Source organism: Collinsella tanakaei, assembly GCF_016900375.1.
Classification (GTDB): domain Bacteria; phylum Actinomycetota; class Coriobacteriia; order Coriobacteriales; family Coriobacteriaceae; genus Collinsella.
Genome location: NZ_JACJKB010000007.1, coordinates 49,319 through 66,777, shown reverse-complemented (window position 1 = coordinate 66,777; position 17,459 = coordinate 49,319). Strand labels below are relative to the sequence as shown.

The following is a 17,459-nucleotide window of genomic DNA, read 5'->3' as shown; positions in this document are numbered from 1 at the left end:
GCGGCAGGCCGGAACCGGGGTCGTTTGCCTTGCGGCATGTTCTGAATGCGTTTTCGCAGCCCTTACGCGCTGTCGCGCACCACGAGGGTGGGGGAGAACACGAGGTGCTGCCGGGCAGCGTTGTTGCCCTCGGGCGTCTCGATGGCCTCGATGGCCATGCGCGCCGCCTTCTGGCCCATCTCGAGTGCGGGGACCTCCATGGAGGTCATCGTGGTTTCGAGCATGCGGCCGATCGAGTGGCCGGTCAGGCTCATCACGCGGACCTCGTCGGGGCAGCGGATGCCGCGCTCGTGCAGCACGCGCAGGGCGCCGAGGCCCTGGATGTCCACGGCGGCGGCGATGGCGTCGAGGTCGGGGTGCTCGTCGAGCAGGCGCGTGGCGCAGCGGTAGCCGTACTCGTAGTTGTTGGGCTCCATGTTGGATGAGGGCGTCACGTAGATGCTCTCGAGTCCGTGCTCGCGCACGGCGTCGCGGTATCCATCGTAGCGGCGCTTGTAGGGCGAGATGGAGCGCGGGCTGTTGATGAGGCCGATCTTCGTGCAGCCCTGCTCCATCAGGTAATGGATGGCCTCGTAGCTGCAGGCGTAGTAGTCGGCCACGACGCTCGAGAGGCTCTGCTCCTGCATGCGGACAACCTGGACGACGGGCGTGCCCTCCGTCTGGATGTCGCGCAGCAGACGGCCGTTCTTGCCCGTGCCGGCGATGATGATGGCGTCCACGAAGCCGCTGCGCATGCGATTCAGGCTCTCCGCCTCGCGCTTGGGGTCATCGCCGCTGTTGGCATAGATGATGGAGTAACCTAATCGCTGGGCCTCTTCCTCGACGCCTTGCGCGATCTCGGCGAAGATGGTGAGCTGCAGGCGGGGGAGCACCATGCCGATGGTGTGCTGCCTGCCGCGACGCAGCCCCTGCGCGATCGGGTTGGGGCGGTACCCCAGCTCCTTGGCGGCCTTGAGGATGCGTGCCTTCGTGGCGGGATGCACGTGAGCGGTGTTGTTGAGGGCGCGTGAGACGGTGCTCACGTCGACATTTGCCAGCTGGGCAACGTCTTTCAGTGTCGGCATGACACCCTCCCTGTCTACTCTATATATATGTGTGGTCGAAGCCCGCATCCGACCCAAGCGAAATCTCGTACCTAATATGGCCCTGACTTGCCGGTTTGTGCAAGTATCGGCGGACGTAATCCACGGTAAATCAGATGAATAGTACAAACGATTGCACAAACTTGCATGCAAGACATTTGCGAGACACATTCCGCCTAACCATCCTGCTATAACCTAAGTAAACAGCTAATTACCTGCTGTTTTTAGGATGAACGGTAGCAAATAGGGGCTGAGCGTATCGCCCATGCAAATTGTTGCAACAGTTGCATTATTCATTGAAATCGACCCACACTCCGGCTTTAATACTAGTCAAGCAAAGCAAACGTTTGCAGTACTTGCTACGCGGGCCCAGCTAGCCCGTACAGTTTCAAAGCGTGAGAAGGGATTTCCGACCATGGCTAAGACCGTTACTTTCAAGACCATCTTCCCGGCCGTCTCCGTGCCGCTGAACGAGGATTACTCCATCAACGAGCCCGAGTTCCGCACCTACCTGCACTGGATCAAGTCCTTCTATGGCAAGGGCATCGAGGGCCTGGTCTGCAACGGCCACACCGGTGAGATCACCAGCCTGACCCAGGCCGAGCGCAAGCGCGTCGTCGAGATCTGCGCTGAGGAGTGCGGCGACTGCATGACCATCATCTCCGGTGTCAACTGCGAGCACACCGCTGGCGCCATCGAGATGGCCGCCGAGGCCAAGGCTGCCGGCGCTGACGGCATCCTGCTCATGCCGCCTCACATGTGGCTGCGCTTCGGCATGAACCCCGACGCTCCGTTCCAGTACGTCAAGGACGTCGCCGAGGGTGCTGACATCGACATCATCATCCACCTCTATCCCGCGACCTCCAAGGCCTTCTATCCCGTCGAGACCCTCGTCAAGATGTGCAAGGAGATCGACCACGTCAAGTGCATCAAGATGGGCACCCGCGTGACCTCCATCTACGAGCACGACGTCCGCGTCCTGCGCGAGGAGTGCCCCGACATCTCGCTGATCACCTGCCACGACGAGACCCTCTGCCCCTCTTGGTTCACCGGCATGGACGGCGCCCTCATCGGCTTCGCTGGCTGCGTGCCTGAGCTCATCTGCCCGGCGTGGGACGTCTTCAAGAACCCCGAGCAGCACACCCTCAAGGAGGCCCAGGACTGGTCCGATCGTATCTATCACATCGCCCAGGCCATCTACGGCGGCGGCCAGCCCTCTGGTGAGGCCCACGCTCGCCTCAAGGAGACGCTGTACCAGCGCGGCATCTTCTCCAACGCCATTATGCGCAAGCCGGTTCTCCCGCTCGACCAGGAGGAGAAGGACTGGGTCGCCGAGGGCATCAAGAAGTCTGGCCTCGACAAGGTCGATATGACCCAGTTCGCGTAAGGCTAACTTATCCTCATACGCCCCGCGTGTGAAATCGGGCGGCCATCGCGAACCCTCAGAGCTCCTACGGGGTTGCGGTGGCCGCCTCTCTTATAAAAGAGAGGAGCATCTCAATGGCAGATACCACCACTGTCGATGAGGGCCTCGTCGCTGCCGATAACGTCTTCGGTTTTGAGCCCTCGAGCGTTAAGCGCCTGCCCTTTACCGAGTTGCTCAAGCGCATGGGACCCGGCTTCATCCTTGCCGGCATCCAGCTTGGCCCCGGTTCTCTGACCACCTCCGCGATGCTCGGTGGCGACTACGCTTACCAGCTGCTGTGGGTCCTTCTGCCCGTTATCTTCATGGGCACGACCTTCATCTTAGTCGCCTACCGCCTGGGCATGGCAACCGGCATGCCCACCATCGACGCCGTGCGCCACTACTACGGCAACGCCGCGGCAACGTTCGTCGGTTTGGTTACCTTCTTCGCCTGCGTGTGCTTTAACGTGGGCAACGTCGCCGGCATCGGTGCCGGCATGAGCCTGATCTTCAACATCGATTGGAAGATAGGCGCGGCCATCGTCATGGTCTTCGTGTTCCTGTGCTACTTCATGAAGGGCGTGTACGGCAAGATCGAGAAGGCCGTCACCGTCTGCATCGCCGTCATGGCGATCGCCTTCATCGTCGTGCTCGTCATGACGGGCGGCCCCAACTGGGGCGCCACCGCCGCGGGCCTCACCCAGTGGCAGTTCCCCGAGGGCAGCCTCGTGACCGTTCTCGGCTTCCTCGGCTCCTCCGCCTCCGTGCTTGCCGGTATGTACGGCACCTACCTGGGCGTCGAGAAGGAGTGGAAGAAGCAGGACCTCTTCAACGGCGTTATGGTTTCTGACGCTCTTGCTCAGGTTCTCGGTACCGTCGTCATCTCCGGCGCGGTCATCATCGTCGGCGCCATCGTGCTGAACCCCACCGGCCAGGACATCAAGAACATCGGCGACCTCGCCGTCATGATCGAGCCGGTCTTCGGCAGCTTCGCCAACGTCGTCATGGGCATCGCCTTCCTGGCTGCGGCCTTCGCCGCCATCATGGGCAACACCGGCCGCTGCTCCGTCTTCCTGAACGCCGGTCTGAACCTCCCGACCAACCTCGACTCCAAGAACATCAAGATCACCGCTGCGTGCATCTTGCTTGGTGCCACGGCCATCGCGTTCGCCTACGGCAGCTCGCCCATCCAGCTGACCTACTTCTCGAACGTTCTGACCTCCATCGGCACGCCGACCGCCGGCTTCTTCATCACGCGCATGATCTGGCGCAAGGATGTCAACCGCGGTGTCAAGCAGCCGCGTGCCCTGCAGATCTGCATGACGGTGTCCTACATCTTCTACACCGCTCTCATGCTCTTCGCGCTCTATCGCGCCGTTCCCAACTTCCTGGGCTCGATTATGTAGCGCTCCACACGTGAGGGACCTGTTGGCGCAGGTCCCTCGCCGGAAAAACTTGTCTCTCCCTTTTCCGTGTGCACGGGGGCTCGCAAGGCATATGCGAGCCCCCGCGCGCGTATATCTGAGGGCACGCGGTGCAGTAACTGTAGCGCACTGCGAATATGGAATCCGTTGAGTATCAGATTCGAAACCCATCGGTGCCGCGCGGCAGCCCTCAGTCATATGCCATGACCTGACCGTTCACCGATTGATACAGGCCGCTCGACTGCGGGTGAACGGCGCCGCACACAAGGCGCACACAGTCCGTAGCACTGGGAAAACGGGCTTCGATGCACGGTTTCCCCGCTTCGAAACGTGGTTCCACTCTGGTCTGCACCTCCCCGTGGGCGTGTGGATTTGGAGTATTATTTTGCTCATTGCAAGCCGTCGACCGGTACGCAGCCTCTAGAGGCCCTTGCCCTTCTTCGAGGGAATTAAGATCGGGCAAAATCTGCTGGTCGGCATGTTGTTCCCAAGAGGGGGAAGCAAAGTATGCAGAAGGAATACTTGGCTTCGGCTGAAGAGGTGCTCGAGGACCAATCCTCGAATGCCGAAACCGGCCTTACCGCCAGTACTGCCCAGCAGCGCCTGTCGCAGTACGGTCCCAACAAGCTCGACGAGGAGGAGAAGACTCCGCTCTGGATCCGCTTCTTCGAGCAGATGGCCGACCCGATGGTCATCATGCTTATCGTCGCCGCGGTCATCTCCGCCGTCACCGGCATGATCCAGGGCGAGTCCGAGTGGGCTGACGTCATCATCATCATGACGGTCGTCATCATCAACTCCGCGCTCGGCGTCATCCAGGAGGCGAAGTCCGAGGAGGCTCTCGAGGCCCTGCAGGAGATGAGCGCCGCCCAGTCCAAGGTCATCCGCGACGGCAAGATGATCTCGCTCCATTCGTCCGAGCTCGTGCCGGGCGATATCGTGCTGCTCGAGGCCGGCGACTCCGTGCCCGCGGACTGCCGTGTGCTCGAGAGCGCGTCCATGAAGATCGAGGAGGCCGCCCTTACCGGTGAGTCCGTCCCCGTCGAGAAGCACACCAATCCGATTTCGCTCGATGGCGCCGACGACGTGCCGCTGGGCGATCGCAAGAACATGTGCTACATGGGCTCCACCGTGGTCTACGGCCGCGGCAAGGCCGTCGTTGTCGGCACCGGCATGAAGACCGAGATGGGCAAGATCGCCGGCGCCCTGAACGAGGCGAAAGAGGAGCTCACCCCGCTTCAGATGAAGCTCGCCGAGCTCTCGAAGATCCTGACCATCATGGTCATCGTCATCTGCGTGGTCATCTTCGCTGTCGACCTCATCCGCAGCGGCATCGGCAACGTCATGGCCGAGCCGCACATGCTGCTCGACACCTTCATGGTCGCCGTGTCGCTCGCCGTCGCGGCCATCCCCGAGGGTCTCGTGGCCGTCGTGACGATCGTGCTTTCCATCGGCGTCACCAAGATGGCCAAGCGCCAGGCTATCATCCGCAACCTGTCCGCCGTCGAGACGCTCGGCTGCACCCAGGTCATCTGCTCCGATAAGACCGGTACGCTCACCCAGAACAAGATGACGGTCGTCAAACACGAGCTTGCCTCCTCCGAGGAGAAGCTCCTTGCCGGTATGGCCCTGTGCTCCGACGCCAAGTGGGACGCCGAGGCCGGCGAGGCCGTGGGCGAGCCCACCGAGTGCGCGCTCGTGAACGACGCGGGCCGCGCCGGCATGACCAATCTCGTCGACGAGCAGCCGCGCGTGGGCGAGGCTCCGTTCGACTCCGGCCGTAAGATGATGTCCGTCGTGGTCGACGCCGGCGACGGCACCTACGAGCAGTACACCAAGGGCGCGCCCGACGTCATCCTGAACCTGTGCACGCAGGTCTACGAGGGCGGCAAGATCGTCCCCATGACCGATGCCAAGCGCGACGAGCTGCTCGCCGCCAACAAGGCCATGGCCGACGAAGCGCTGCGCGTGCTCGCGCTCGCCAGCCGCACCTACACCGAGAAGCCGACCGACTTTGCCGCCGAGGCGCTCGAGAACAACCTCGTGTTCTGCGGACTGTCCGGCATGATCGACCCTGAGCGTCCCGAGGTGGCTCCGGCCATCAAGGAGGCCCACGGCGCCGGCATCCGTACCGTCATGATCACGGGCGACCACATCGACACCGCTGTCGCCATCGCCAAGAACCTCGGTATCGTGGAGGGCCGCGACCAGGCCATCACCGGCGCGGAGATTGACAAGATGTCCGACGCCGAGCTCGATTCCCAGATCGAGAAGTACGGCGTGTACGCGCGCGTCCAGCCTGAGCACAAGACCCGTATCGTCGAGGCGTGGAAGTCCAAGAACAAGGTCGTCGCCATGACCGGCGACGGCGTGAACGACGCCCCGTCCATCAAGCACGCCAACATCGGCATCGGCATGGGCATCACCGGCACCGACGTCACCAAGAACGTCGCCGACATGGTGCTCGCCGACGACAACTTCGCCACCATCATCGGTGCCTGCGAAGAGGGTCGCCGCATCTACGACAACATCCGCAAGGTCATCCAGTTCCTGCTGTCCGCGAACCTCGCCGAGGTGTTCTCGGTGTTCGCCGCCACGATCATCGGCTTCACGCTGTTCCAGCCCATCCAGCTGCTGTGGGTCAACCTCGTCACCGACTGCTTCCCGGCGCTCGCGCTCGGCATGGAGGAGGCCGAGGGCGACATCATGAAGCGCAAGCCGCGTAACGCCACCGACGGCGTGTTCGCCAACAACATGGGCCTCGATACCATCATCCAGGGCCTCATCATCACCGTGCTGGTGCTCGCGAGCTTCTTCTGCGGCGTGTACTACGACATGGGCTACATCGACGTGGCCAACATGATGGCGGGCACCGCCGACGAAGAGGGCGTCATGATGGCGTTCATCACGCTCAACATGGTCGAGATCTTCCACTGCTTCAACATGCGCAGCCGTCGCGCTTCCATCTTCCACATGAAGAAGCAGAACAAGTGGCTGTGGGGCGCCGCGATCCTCGCGCTCATCCTCACGCTCATCGTGGTCGAGTTCGACCCGTTGGCGATGATCTTCTTCGGCGTGACCGCGCTCGAGCCCATCGGCATGATCACGGCGCTCGTGCTCGGCTTCCTGATCATCCCGCTGGTGGAGATCTACAAGGCCATCATGCGCGCGGTGGAGAAGAACGACTAACCGACAAGTTGGTGCCAGGTACAAACCTGTCGCATCAAGGGCCCCGGGGCATGCCTCGGGGCCCTTTTGACAAGATGGGGCCAGGTCCAAACTTGTCGCTTGGATGTGTTTCTGGTGTTCCGAATCGGGCCTCTTCGGGCCCTGCGAACTCACAAAATGGTATACAGAACAGCTCTATGGCCGCTCTACGCTGCTGTTTCTCACGATACGTAACATGGCCTTAATTCATGTAAGGTCGTAGACTAATTACCGTCGTTATCGGGTACTATAGCAAGCATTGCAAGACGCCAGCTGACATGGCAGCCTTGACGAGCCCTTGCCCCTGTCTCCTGGGGAATTATGATCGGGCGTCAACCCGTTGGTTGGCTCGATCCCAGGAGGAGGGAATCAGCGTATGGAAAAGGAATACTTGGCCTCGGCCGAGGACGTGCTCGAAGCGCAGTCCTCAAATGCCGAGACCGGCCTTACTGCAGCCGAGGCGCAGCAGCGCCTGGCGCAGTTCGGCGCCAACAAGCTCGACGAGGAGGAGAAGACCCCGCTCTGGAAGCGCTTCTTCGAGCAGATGGCCGACCCCATGGTCATCATGCTTATCGTCGCGGCTGTGATCTCGGCGGTCACCGGCATGATCCAGGGCGAGTCCGAGTGGGCTGACGTCGTCATCATCATGGCGGTCGTCATCATCAACTCGGTCCTCGGCGTGGTTCAGGAGGCCAAGTCCGAGCAGGCGCTCGCCGCCCTGCAGGAGATGAGTGCCGCGCAGTCCAAGGTCATCCGCGACGGCAAGATGGTGCATCTGCCGAGCGCCGACCTGGTTCCCGGCGACATCGTGCTGCTCGAGGCCGGCGACTCCGTGCCCGCGGACTGCCGCATCCTCGAGAGCGCTTCCATGAAGATCGAGGAGGCAGCCCTTACCGGTGAGTCCGTCCCGGTCGAGAAGCACGTGAATCCCATCGAGCTCGATGGCGCCGACGACGTGCCGCTGGGCGACCGCAAGAACATGTGCTACATGGGCTCCACGGTCGTGTACGGTCGCGGCACCGCCGTCGTGGTCGCCACCGGCATGAAGACCGAGATGGGCAAGATCGCCGACGCGCTGACCACCGCCAAGAAGGAGCTCACGCCGCTGCAGATCAAGCTGAACGAGCTCTCCGGCATCCTGACCAAGCTCGTGCTCGGCATCTGCGTGGTCATATTCGCCGTCGACCTCATCCGCCACGGCGGTGAGCTGGGTTCCAACCCCGAGATGATTCTCGACACCTTCATGGTCGCCGTGTCGCTCGCCGTCGCGGCCATCCCCGAGGGCCTCGTGGCCGTCGTTACCATTGTGCTTTCCATGGGCGTCACCAAGATGTCCAAGCGTCAGGCCATCATCCGCAAGATGACCGCGGTCGAGACGCTCGGCTGCACCCAGATCATCTGCTCCGATAAGACCGGTACGCTCACCCAGAACAAGATGACCGTCATCAAGCATGAGGTCGAGGGTCCCGATGAGCTGCACGTGCGCGCCATGGCCCTGTGCTCTGACGCCAAGTGGGATGCGGAGGCCGGCGAGTCGGTCGGCGAGCCGACCGAGTGCGCTCTCGTGAACGATGCCGGCAAGCTCGGCTTCTACGAGAACGGCAACGCCGAGAAGTATCCGCGCGTGGGCGAGGCTCCGTTCGACTCCGGCCGCAAGATGATGTCCGTCGTGGTGAAGACCCCCGAGGGTACCTTCGAGCAGTACACCAAGGGCGGCCCCGACGTCGTGCTCGGCCGCTGCACCACCGTCATGAACGCCGACGGCACCGTCGAGCCGCTGACCGATGCGCGCCGCGAGAAGATCATGGCTGCCAACAAGGACATGGCCAATCAGGCGCTGCGCGTGCTCGCCTCCGCCGTGCGCATGCACGACGAGCAGCCCACCGATTGCTCGCCCGAGGCGCTTGAGCACGACCTCACCTTCGTGGGCCTCTCCGGCATGATTGACCCCGAGCGCCCCGAGGTTGCCCCGGCAATCAAGGAGGCCAAGGGTGCCGGTATCCGTCCGGTCATGATCACGGGCGACCACATCGATACCGCCGTGGCCATCGCCAAGAACCTCGGCATCTGTGAGGACGCCAGCCAGGCCATCACGGGTGCCCAGCTCGATAAGATCTCCGACGAGGACTTCAAGGAGAAGGTCACCGAGTACAGCGTCTACGCGCGCGTCCAGCCCGAGCACAAGGCCCGCATCGTCGACGCATGGAAGAGCCGCGACAAGATCGTCGCCATGACCGGCGACGGCGTGAACGACGCGCCCTCCATCAAGCGCGCCGACATCGGCGTGGGCATGGGCATCACCGGCACCGACGTCACCAAGAACGTCGCCGACATGGTGCTCGCCGACGACAACTTCGCCACCATCATCAACGCGGTGGAGGAAGGCCGTCGTATCTACGACAACATCCGCAAGGTTATCCAGTTCCTGCTGTCCGCCAATATCGCCGAGGTGTTGTCGGTCTTCGTGGCGACGCTCGTGGGCTTCACCATCTTCCAGCCCGTCCAGCTGCTGTGGATCAACCTGATCACGGACTGCTTCCCAGCGCTCGCGCTCGGCATGGAGGAGGCCGAGGGCGACATCATGAAGCGCAAGCCGCGTAACGCCACCGACGGCGTCTTCGCGGGCGGCATGGGCATCGACATCCTGTTCCAGGGCGTCGTCATCACGATCCTCGTGCTCGCGAGCTTCTTCGTGGGCGTGTATTTCGACATGGGCTACATCAACATCGCCGACATGATCGCCGGCACTGCTGACGAAGAGGGCGTCACCATGGCGTTCATCACCCTGTCGATGGTCGAGATCTTCCACTGCTTCAACATGCGCAGCCGCCGTGCGTCGCTGTTCAGCATGCCCAAGCAGAACAAGTGGCTGTGGGGTGCCGCGCTGCTCGCGCTCGTCCTCACCGTCGTGGTCGTCGAGTTCCACCCGTTGGCCGTCATGTTCGGCTTCATGGAGCTGCCGCTCGATGCGCTCGCCTGCGCCGTCGGCCTGGCCTTCCTGATCATCCCCATCATGGAGGTCTACAAGGCCATCATGCGCGCGGTGGAGAAGAACGACTAGCCGCTCGTACGGGATACCAACCTGACCGGGAGGCCCCGGAGGGTTCCCACGCGCGCGTCCTCGCCGCTACGCGGCTGCGGGATTGCGCGCTTAGGGAAGCCCTCCGGGGCCTCCCTGCGTTTACTCGCGTTGCGGCGCTGGCTTCGCGCGCCTGATGCCCAGCGGTGGTAGGGCGGGGGTTCGGGGGCGATGCGGCTACAGGCGGGGCGCTGGCTTCGCGCGCCCGGCAAGATGGGGCCAGGTTCAATCTTGTCGGACGCATTTGTGGATATGATTTGTCGATAATGCGTCGACGCATATGGCAATACGTTTTACCAAGTTACGGAATATCGCATACACCGGAAATGCACGCCCTGCTATCGATCGTGCTGATAGGTTGGTAGGGCGGCGCTCTTCGGGTGCGTATGTTCACCAGCTCCCCTCGCCTGAAAGCGTCGTAATCGGGCGGCGTTCGATGGCGACGCTGCCCGCACTTTTCTTTTGGGTCTGTGAGCGTGTTCGAAGGGGGGACGGCATGGCCGTTCGTATCGTTGAGGAAGCAAATCGATGCCTGCAGTGCAAAAAGCCCCTCTGCAAGAAGGGCTGCCCTATCTCCACGAACATCCCCGAGGTGATTCACCTGTTCAAGGAGGGCGAGATCAACCGCGCCGGCGAGATGCTCTTCGACAACAACCCCTTCTCGCTCGTGTGCTCCATGGTGTGCAACCACGAGGGACAGTGCGAGGGCCATTGCGTTCGCGGCCGCAAGGAGACCCCGGTTCACTTCAGTGCCATCGAGACCTTCATCTCCGATCTGTACCTCGACCGCATGGTCATCGAGCGCAAGGAGCCCAACGGCCATCGCGCTGCGGTGATCGGCGCCGGACCCGCCGGCCTGACCGTTGCCATCGAGCTCGCGCGCGAGGGCTACGCCGTCACCGTGTTCGATGCGAAGGACCGTATTGGCGGCGTCATGCGCTACGGCATCCCCGAGTTCCGTCTGCCCCGCACCATCCTCGATCGCTGCGCCAAGCGCATCGAGGAGATGGGCGTCAAGTTCCGCGCCTGCACCACGATCGGTGGCGCGCTCGAGATCGGCGACCTTCTGCGCGACGGCTACGAGACCGTGTTCATCGGCACGGGCGTTTGGCGTCCGCGCACGCTCGGCCTTGAGGGCGAGTCGCTGCCCAACGTGCACTTCTCGGTCGATTACCTGAGCGATCCCTCGGCGTTCAACCTGGGCGAGACCGTCGCCGTCATCGGCGTCGGCAACTCGGGCATGGATGTCGCCCGCACGGCCCTGCGCCACGGCGCGCGCCACGTGCGCATGTACGCGCGCTCCAAGCACGTGAGCGCGAGCTCCGATGAGCTCGCCTTCGCACAGCTCGAGGGCGCCGAGATCGTGTTCTGCAAGGACGTCGTGAAGATCACCGACGAGGGTCCGCTCTTCCGCACGAACATCCTCGACGACGAGGGCCATGTCGTGGGCTGCGAGGAGGAGCTCGACCAGGTGCGCGCCGATTCGACGATCATCGCCATCAGCCAGGGCCCCAAAAACAAGCTGCTGCTCACGACGCCGGGCCTCGAGTGTTCCGATACGGGCCTTCTGCTCACCGATGAGCACGGCATGACGACCGTTCCCGGCGTGTTCGCCGCGGGCGACGTGGTTACCGGCTCCAAGAACGTGGTGAGCGCCGTCGCCGTGGCCAAGGACGTGGCGCGCGCCATGATGGCGTACATGACGGGCGAGCCTGCGGACGAGCCCGTAGCCGCCGAATAGCTTCGGAACATCGTTCGCCGTGCGGGCGGACCACAGCCTTTTTGCAGGTTTCTCTCCTTTCCCGGCAAAAGGGCTGCGGTCCGCCCGCACGCTTTGTTCAGAGGGCCGGATGCTGCGCGTGCGCCCGCCGCGCGTGCGGTACACTTGCATTCGGACTCCCGACGAAATCGAGGTGCATGTGGGTAAAGGCGGCAACAAAGGCAAAGGTAAGGCCAAACGGCGCCGTGCCGCTGCGGCGGAATCTCCCGATATCGCGGCTGTGCTGCCGCGCATCGAGGCGCTGCATGACCTCCCATCGTTTGAGGACCTGCCGTTCGATGAGCGCCAGACGGAGGCCTTCGATTCGTTTTGCCGCGAGCTTTCCCGCACCGATGCGGCGGCTGCCGCGGAGATGCATCTCGGCAGGGTCATCCGGCTCGACCGCGGCTTCCCCCTGATCGCCACCGAGCGCGACACCTTCCGCGCGGAGCACTCGGTCAATTTCGCGAAGGTGCGCGGCGAGGCCGAGCGTCTGCTGCCCGCCGTCGGAGACGCCGTGGCGGTGAGGGTCGCTCCCGGCCACGATATGGGCGTCATCGAGCACGTTCTTCCGCGTCGCACGACGTTCGAGCGCTGGCGGGGCAAGAACCGCGGCGAGCGTCAGGTGCTCGCCGCCAACGTCGACGTCATCTTCGTTGTCCAGCCGCTCGGCGCCGCGCGCGACTCGGCTCAGCTCATCCGCGATCGCATCGCACGCGCGCTCGTGCTCATCTACGACTGCGGTGCCACGCCGGTGATCGTGTTCACCAAGGCAGACCGTTGCGCACCCGACGAGCTCGAGGAGGCCATCGCGGAGGCCCATCGCCTGGCGGGAGGGGATATCCGCGTGATCGTTACCTCGTCGATGGAGGGCGTGGGTCTCGACGAAGTGCGCGCCTGCGTTCCCGCCGGTACCTGCGCGATGATCCTGGGCGAATCGGGCGCAGGCAAGTCGACGCTGCTCAACGCGCTACTCGGCCACGAGGCGCTTGCCACCGGTGAGGTTCGCGAGCGCGACGACATGGGCCGACATACCACGGTGGCGCGCGTGATGGTGGCGCTGCCCGATCCGTGCGGCGTCATAGCCGATGCGCCTGGCCTGCGCAGCCTGCCGCTCGTGGGTCATGAGCGCGGTCTTGCCCGCGCGTTCCCCGAGATCGTGCGCGCCTCCCGCGCCTGCCGCTTCAACGACTGCACGCATACCCACGAGCCGGGATGCGCCGTGCGCGAGGCCGTGGAGGAAGGCGCTATCGACGAGCTGCGCCTCGCTGCGTTTTTGGCCCTCGCCTCCGAGATGCGCGTGAGCGCCCAGAGCCTCGATCCCGACATCAAGCTGTAGCTTGCGTCGGCCGTGATACCTGGCATTTTCGCTCCGGTCATCTGGCGCCAGATGACCGTAAGGTGCTGCGCACGCCCCGTCTCTTGCCGATAGCCGAAATCCTGAGCGTAAAAACGAGGCGTACGCGATTTTTCGGCCCGTTTCTCCATATTTGCGCAGACGCCTCCGGTTTCCTTGGGTGGCGGTGTTCGGTAAACCTGTAGCTGACGCGCATCGTCGCAGGATTCGAGAATCCCTCCCGATGCTTCAGCCCTGATTCCGACAACGCTGTTGGATGGCGGGTCGGCTCCCGTAAGGCCGTGTGCCTGCGATTTTGATTCGTCCGTTCATGTCATCCGTCCGCTTCCACAATGGAACAAGGCCGCAGTCGCGGTGCGACCCGTCCCTGAGAGGACGGGAATTTGGTTCCGGAGGAGGTGTTCGGCGTGCGTCGTGGGACGAGGCTTGTGCTCAGCGTTATTTCAGGAGTTGCCGCCGTGATCCTTGCGCTTGCCTACGCCTCCTCGGTGCGCGAGGAGGCCGAGGTTGCCCAGCGCGATGCCCTCGAGCGCTTCGGTGGGGAGCCGGTGACGGTCTGCGTCGCCACGCGTGACATCGAAGCGGGCGAGCTGCTCGATGAGAGCAATCTGGCGATTGCCGAATGGGCGGCTGGCCTTCTGCCCGAGGATTCGATTGCCGATCTCGGGGATGCTGCAGGAAGGACCGCGACCTCGCGCATCCCGAAAAACGCCGTGGTCTGCTCGGCGTATCTCGAGGTGCGTTCTGGAGGCATCGCCGTGCCGGCGGGAACGGTTGCCGTAAGCGTTGCGAGCGATCCGGTCCACGCGGTCGGCGGTTCCATCGCTCCGGGCGATACGGTCGACGTCTATGTGTCTCAAGATGCCATCGCCGATCGTCTCATGACGGCCCAGGTGCTGGATACGAGCGCCGAGGCGACCGGGGGCGACATGAGCTGGGTCACGCTCGCGGTCGATCCGACCCGTGTCCATGAGCTGCTTGCTGCGACGTCTCTTGGCCAAGTCACCTTAGCGGTTCCCGGCTCGGCGGAGGCCGAATCGGAAACCGAGGTAACGGGGGAGGGTGATGCGTGATGGCATCGATGTGGCTTGTGTTCTGCCCGCCGTCCAAGATGGAGCTCGTCAGGAGCGAGATCCGCGCATGCGATCCGTCCGCGCGCTTCGTGCGCGTTGGCGACAAGGAGGGGGCGGTTCAAGCGGCCGATGGCTTTGCTGACGGGCTTGCCGGGGCAGCGCTCTACGCATCCGATGCTGGGGCGCTTTTGGAACCCGTGGTTTCGCACCTTACGCGCGAATGCGATATCGAGACCGTACTGGTTATCGTCGAGCAGCTCGATCCGGGCTGCATCGCCCGGCTGTTTGCGGCCGGAGCGACCGAAGTCATCGCGGCAGGGGATTCCGAGTTTCAGCGCGGTTCCGATGCGTGCACGGGAGAGGGTCCTTTGCCCGCGTCGGCCACGGAGTCCCCTGCTGACGATAGCGTGATTGCTTCTTGCGGGGAGACGAGCGGCGAGCGGCCGATTTCGGTGCCGGGTCCAGCAATTCTGCCAACACCGCAGCATGCTGTACCTATCGATACGAAAGGTACCGTTGGCGAGGCGAGCTCGTCTGTCGCGTCCGCATCTCGAGAGATGCCCCCGACGGCTAGGGCACAAGGTGCGCACGCTGCTGGAGCGGCCCCGCTCGGTTCTGGAACGGATCCTGACGACATCACCATGCAATTCGGACGCCCTGCATGTAACGGCGCCGCAGCTGCTGTCAGCGACTCTGCCAGGGCGTCTATGGACACAGTTCCCGAGGACGATGTGCCGTTGGCGCCGGTTGTCGTCGCCATATCGGGACGAGGCGGCTGCGGCAAGACGACGGTTTTGGCGGCGATGGCTTGGTGGGCAGCGCGTATGGGCATGAGGGCGGCGGTCGTGGATCTCGACCTCATGTTCGGCGACCTCTATCGGCTCGTCGGTATCGAGCAGCCGGCTGACCTCGCGCGGCTGGCATCGGACGAGACGGATGCACTGGATGCCTTCGAGGAGGCGGTCGAGGTGTCCGCGATGCGCATCGCCCCCGGGCTCACGCTGTGGGGTCCCTGCGGGCTGCCGGAGCACGCCGAGCTTCTGGCTGCGCCGGTGGAGCAGCTCGTTTCCGTGCTCCGCAGAGAGGCCGATGTCGTGTTCGCCGACACCTCGGTGTTCTGGGGCGATGCCGTGGCATCCACGGTCTCGCGCTGCGACCGGTGTTTGATCGTCGGGTCGGGCGGGCCGTTCGCGGACGTTTCGTCTGCGCGCGCGGTCGCATTGGCGGCGCGCATCGGTGTTCCCAAAACGCGCATGACGGGGCTGTTCAACCGGTTCGGTGCTGTGGGATGCGACGAGGAGCATGCCATGAGGTTCGAGATGGCGGTGGCGTTGCGGTCGCATGTGCGCATCGCGGACGGAGGGCCGTCGGTGAGCGAGCTCGTGGCATTCGGGCGGCTGGGGGATGTGATGGACGATTCGGGGGCGTTCGCGCGCGACATCCGTTCGTTCACCGAGGGATTGCTTCGAGAGCTGGGCTGCCCGCTCGAGGCGTGGGATGAGCGGCAGCGTGCGATGGGCGGGCGCAACCAAGGTGGGTCGCGCATCAGGCTGCCATGGAAGCATGGGGAGGTGCGGGCGCAATGAGCGTACTCGAACGCGTGAGGACCGCCGAGCGCTTTGATGACGAGCTGGATTGGGATGCCGAGCAGGCCGACGAGGAGCGCCTCCGGTCGGTGCGGCGCGATGTCAAGCGCGAGATGATGGAGCGTGTCGGTTTCGCTGAGGTTGCCCGCATGGCGACCGCATCCGATCCTGCGCGCTCGCGCGAGGAGCTCCGACCGATCGTGGAGGCAGTGCTCAACACGAGTGGGGTGGAGGGGCTTACCGCGGCAGACCGTCAGCGCGTGGTGAACGACATCCTCGACGATGTCGTCGGTCTGGGACCGCTTCAGCCGCTGCTCGATGACGACTCGGTGAGCGAGATCATGGTCAACGGATGCGTATCGGCCTTCTACGAGCAGGGCGGCACGCTCCATTCCATGCCGGATGTCTTCGAGAGCGACGACCAGATCCGCGTCATTATCGACCGGATCATCTCGCCGCTCGGAAGGCGCGTGGACGAGCGGAGCCCGCTGGTGAACGCCCGACTGCCGAGCGGCTATCGCGTGAACGCGGTGATTCCGCCCATCGCGATCGACGGTCCGGCGCTCACGATTCGAAAGTTCTCCGACCGCATCAGCACCCTCGACCAGCTGGTCGAATACGGGTCGCTTCCCGAATGGTATGCGCAGCTGCTGTCGTATGCGGTGTCGCTCAGGCAGGACCTTGCCGTTGCGGGCGGTACGGGTTCGGGCAAGACGACGCTGCTCAACGCCCTGTCGTGCGAGATCGCGCTCGGCGAACGAATCGTCACCATCGAGGATTCCGCTGAGCTCAAGTTCTCGCGGCACCCCCATGTGGTCCGCCTCGAGGCCCGCGAGGCGTCCATCGAGGGCGAGGGTGCCGTGAGCATCCGCGACCTCGTGACGAACGCCCTTCGCATGCGTCCCGATCGCATCGTGGTCGGCGAGGTTCGCGGGGCGGAATGCATCGACATGCTGCAGGCCATGAGCACCGGTCACGATGGCTCGCTCACCACGCTGCATGCGGGCAGCGCCCGCGAGGCGGTGGTGCGTCTCACCCTGCTGGCGCGTTACGGCATCGACCTGCCCGGCGACCTGATTGAGGAGCAGATCGCCATGGCGCTCGACGGCATCGTCATGTCTATGCGCACGGCCGGTGGCAGCCGCTTCGTATCGTCGTTCACGGGCGTATCGCGCGGCGCAACGGGAGGCGTGGAGCTCACCGATTACGTGACCTTCGATGCCGCATCGCGCACCTGGGATCTCGTGCGCGAGCCCCCGTTCATCGCGGAGGGCCTTCGCTCGGGAGCTCTGGACGCTAAGGAGGTGGAGCGATGGAGATCATCATGCCCTTCTGCATAGGGGCGCTCGTGGTGCTTTGTATCGCGCTGCCCGCTCGCGGGGAAGACGGGCTCTCGAGGGCCGTTCGCGCGGAGCGCGCCGCTTCGGCAGGTTCGTTCGCTCCGGTGTATAGCCTGGGATGCGCGCTGCGGCAAATCGGTATTCGCC

The 17,459-nt window shown here is 63.8% G+C and carries 10 protein-coding genes; 9 read left to right on the top strand and 1 reads right to left on the bottom strand.

The window, feature by feature from the left end; translation table 11 throughout:
- Positions 1-62: 62 nt before the first annotated feature.
- Positions 63-1,064, bottom strand: coding sequence for a LacI family DNA-binding transcriptional regulator (locus tag H6A16_RS05925; protein WP_204617080.1), 1,002 nt, complete (start codon positions 1,062-1,064; stop codon positions 63-65).
- A 433-nt stretch (positions 1,065-1,497) separates the two neighbouring features.
- On the opposite strand from H6A16_RS05925, the gene H6A16_RS05920 reads away from it, so the two are divergent.
- From H6A16_RS05920 to H6A16_RS05880, 9 genes are all read left to right on the top strand, one after another.
- Entirely contained in the window at positions 1,498-2,469 is a 972-nt protein-coding gene (locus H6A16_RS05920; protein WP_204617078.1) for a dihydrodipicolinate synthase family protein, read from the top strand.
- A 113-nt stretch (positions 2,470-2,582) separates the two neighbouring features.
- Entirely contained in the window at positions 2,583-3,893 is a 1,311-nt protein-coding gene (locus H6A16_RS05915) for an Nramp family divalent metal transporter (protein ID WP_204617076.1), read from the top strand.
- Positions 3,894-4,418: 525 nt separating this feature from the next.
- Positions 4,419-7,100 (top strand): cation-translocating P-type ATPase, encoded by a 2,682-nt coding sequence (locus tag H6A16_RS05910; protein WP_204617074.1) that lies wholly within the window; start codon positions 4,419-4,421, stop codon positions 7,098-7,100.
- A gap of 394 nt (positions 7,101-7,494) precedes the next feature.
- Positions 7,495-10,179, top strand: coding sequence for a calcium-translocating P-type ATPase, PMCA-type (locus H6A16_RS05905; protein WP_204617072.1), 2,685 nt, complete (start codon positions 7,495-7,497; stop codon positions 10,177-10,179).
- Between the two features lie 514 nt (positions 10,180-10,693).
- On the top strand, positions 10,694-11,938 hold the full coding sequence (locus H6A16_RS05900; RefSeq protein ID WP_204617070.1) for an NAD(P)-dependent oxidoreductase: 1,245 nt from the start codon (positions 10,694-10,696) through the stop codon (positions 11,936-11,938).
- 178 nt (positions 11,939-12,116) lie between these two features.
- Entirely contained in the window at positions 12,117-13,295 is a 1,179-nt protein-coding gene (gene rsgA / locus H6A16_RS05895; RefSeq protein WP_342589720.1) for a ribosome small subunit-dependent GTPase A, read from the top strand.
- 401 nt (positions 13,296-13,696) lie between these two features.
- Positions 13,697-14,386: a Flp pilus assembly protein CpaB gene (cpaB, locus tag H6A16_RS05890; RefSeq protein WP_239458235.1), complete on the top strand. Its 690-nt coding sequence runs from the start codon at positions 13,697-13,699 to the stop codon at positions 14,384-14,386.
- Positions 14,386-15,972 carry a P-loop NTPase gene (locus H6A16_RS05885; protein ID WP_239458240.1) on the top strand — a complete coding sequence of 529 codons (1,587 nt, stop codon included), beginning with the start codon at positions 14,386-14,388 and terminating at the stop codon, positions 15,970-15,972. Before cpaB ends, H6A16_RS05885 begins: the two co-directional genes overlap by 1 nt.
- Positions 15,969-17,312, top strand: coding sequence for a CpaF family protein (locus H6A16_RS05880; protein WP_204617063.1), 1,344 nt, complete (start codon positions 15,969-15,971; stop codon positions 17,310-17,312). The genes H6A16_RS05885 and H6A16_RS05880 overlap by 4 nt, the downstream gene beginning before the upstream one ends.
- Positions 17,313-17,459: the final 147 nt, after the last annotated feature.

Coding starts and splice junctions, on each gene's coding strand:
- H6A16_RS05880 (WP_204617063.1), top strand. CDS start 15,969: ATGAGCGTACTCGAACGCGTGAGGACCGCCGAGCGCTTTGATGACGAG.
- H6A16_RS05900 (WP_204617070.1), top strand. CDS start 10,694: ATGGCCGTTCGTATCGTTGAGGAAGCAAATCGATGCCTGCAGTGCAAA.
- H6A16_RS05920 (WP_204617078.1), top strand. CDS start 1,498: ATGGCTAAGACCGTTACTTTCAAGACCATCTTCCCGGCCGTCTCCGTG.
- H6A16_RS05925 (WP_204617080.1), bottom strand. CDS start 1,064: ATGCCGACACTGAAAGACGTTGCCCAGCTGGCAAATGTCGACGTGAGC.
- H6A16_RS05905 (WP_204617072.1), top strand. CDS start 7,495: ATGGAAAAGGAATACTTGGCCTCGGCCGAGGACGTGCTCGAAGCGCAG.
- H6A16_RS05910 (WP_204617074.1), top strand. CDS start 4,419: ATGCAGAAGGAATACTTGGCTTCGGCTGAAGAGGTGCTCGAGGACCAA.
- H6A16_RS05885 (WP_239458240.1), top strand. CDS start 14,386: ATGGCATCGATGTGGCTTGTGTTCTGCCCGCCGTCCAAGATGGAGCTC.
- H6A16_RS05915 (WP_204617076.1), top strand. CDS start 2,583: ATGGCAGATACCACCACTGTCGATGAGGGCCTCGTCGCTGCCGATAAC.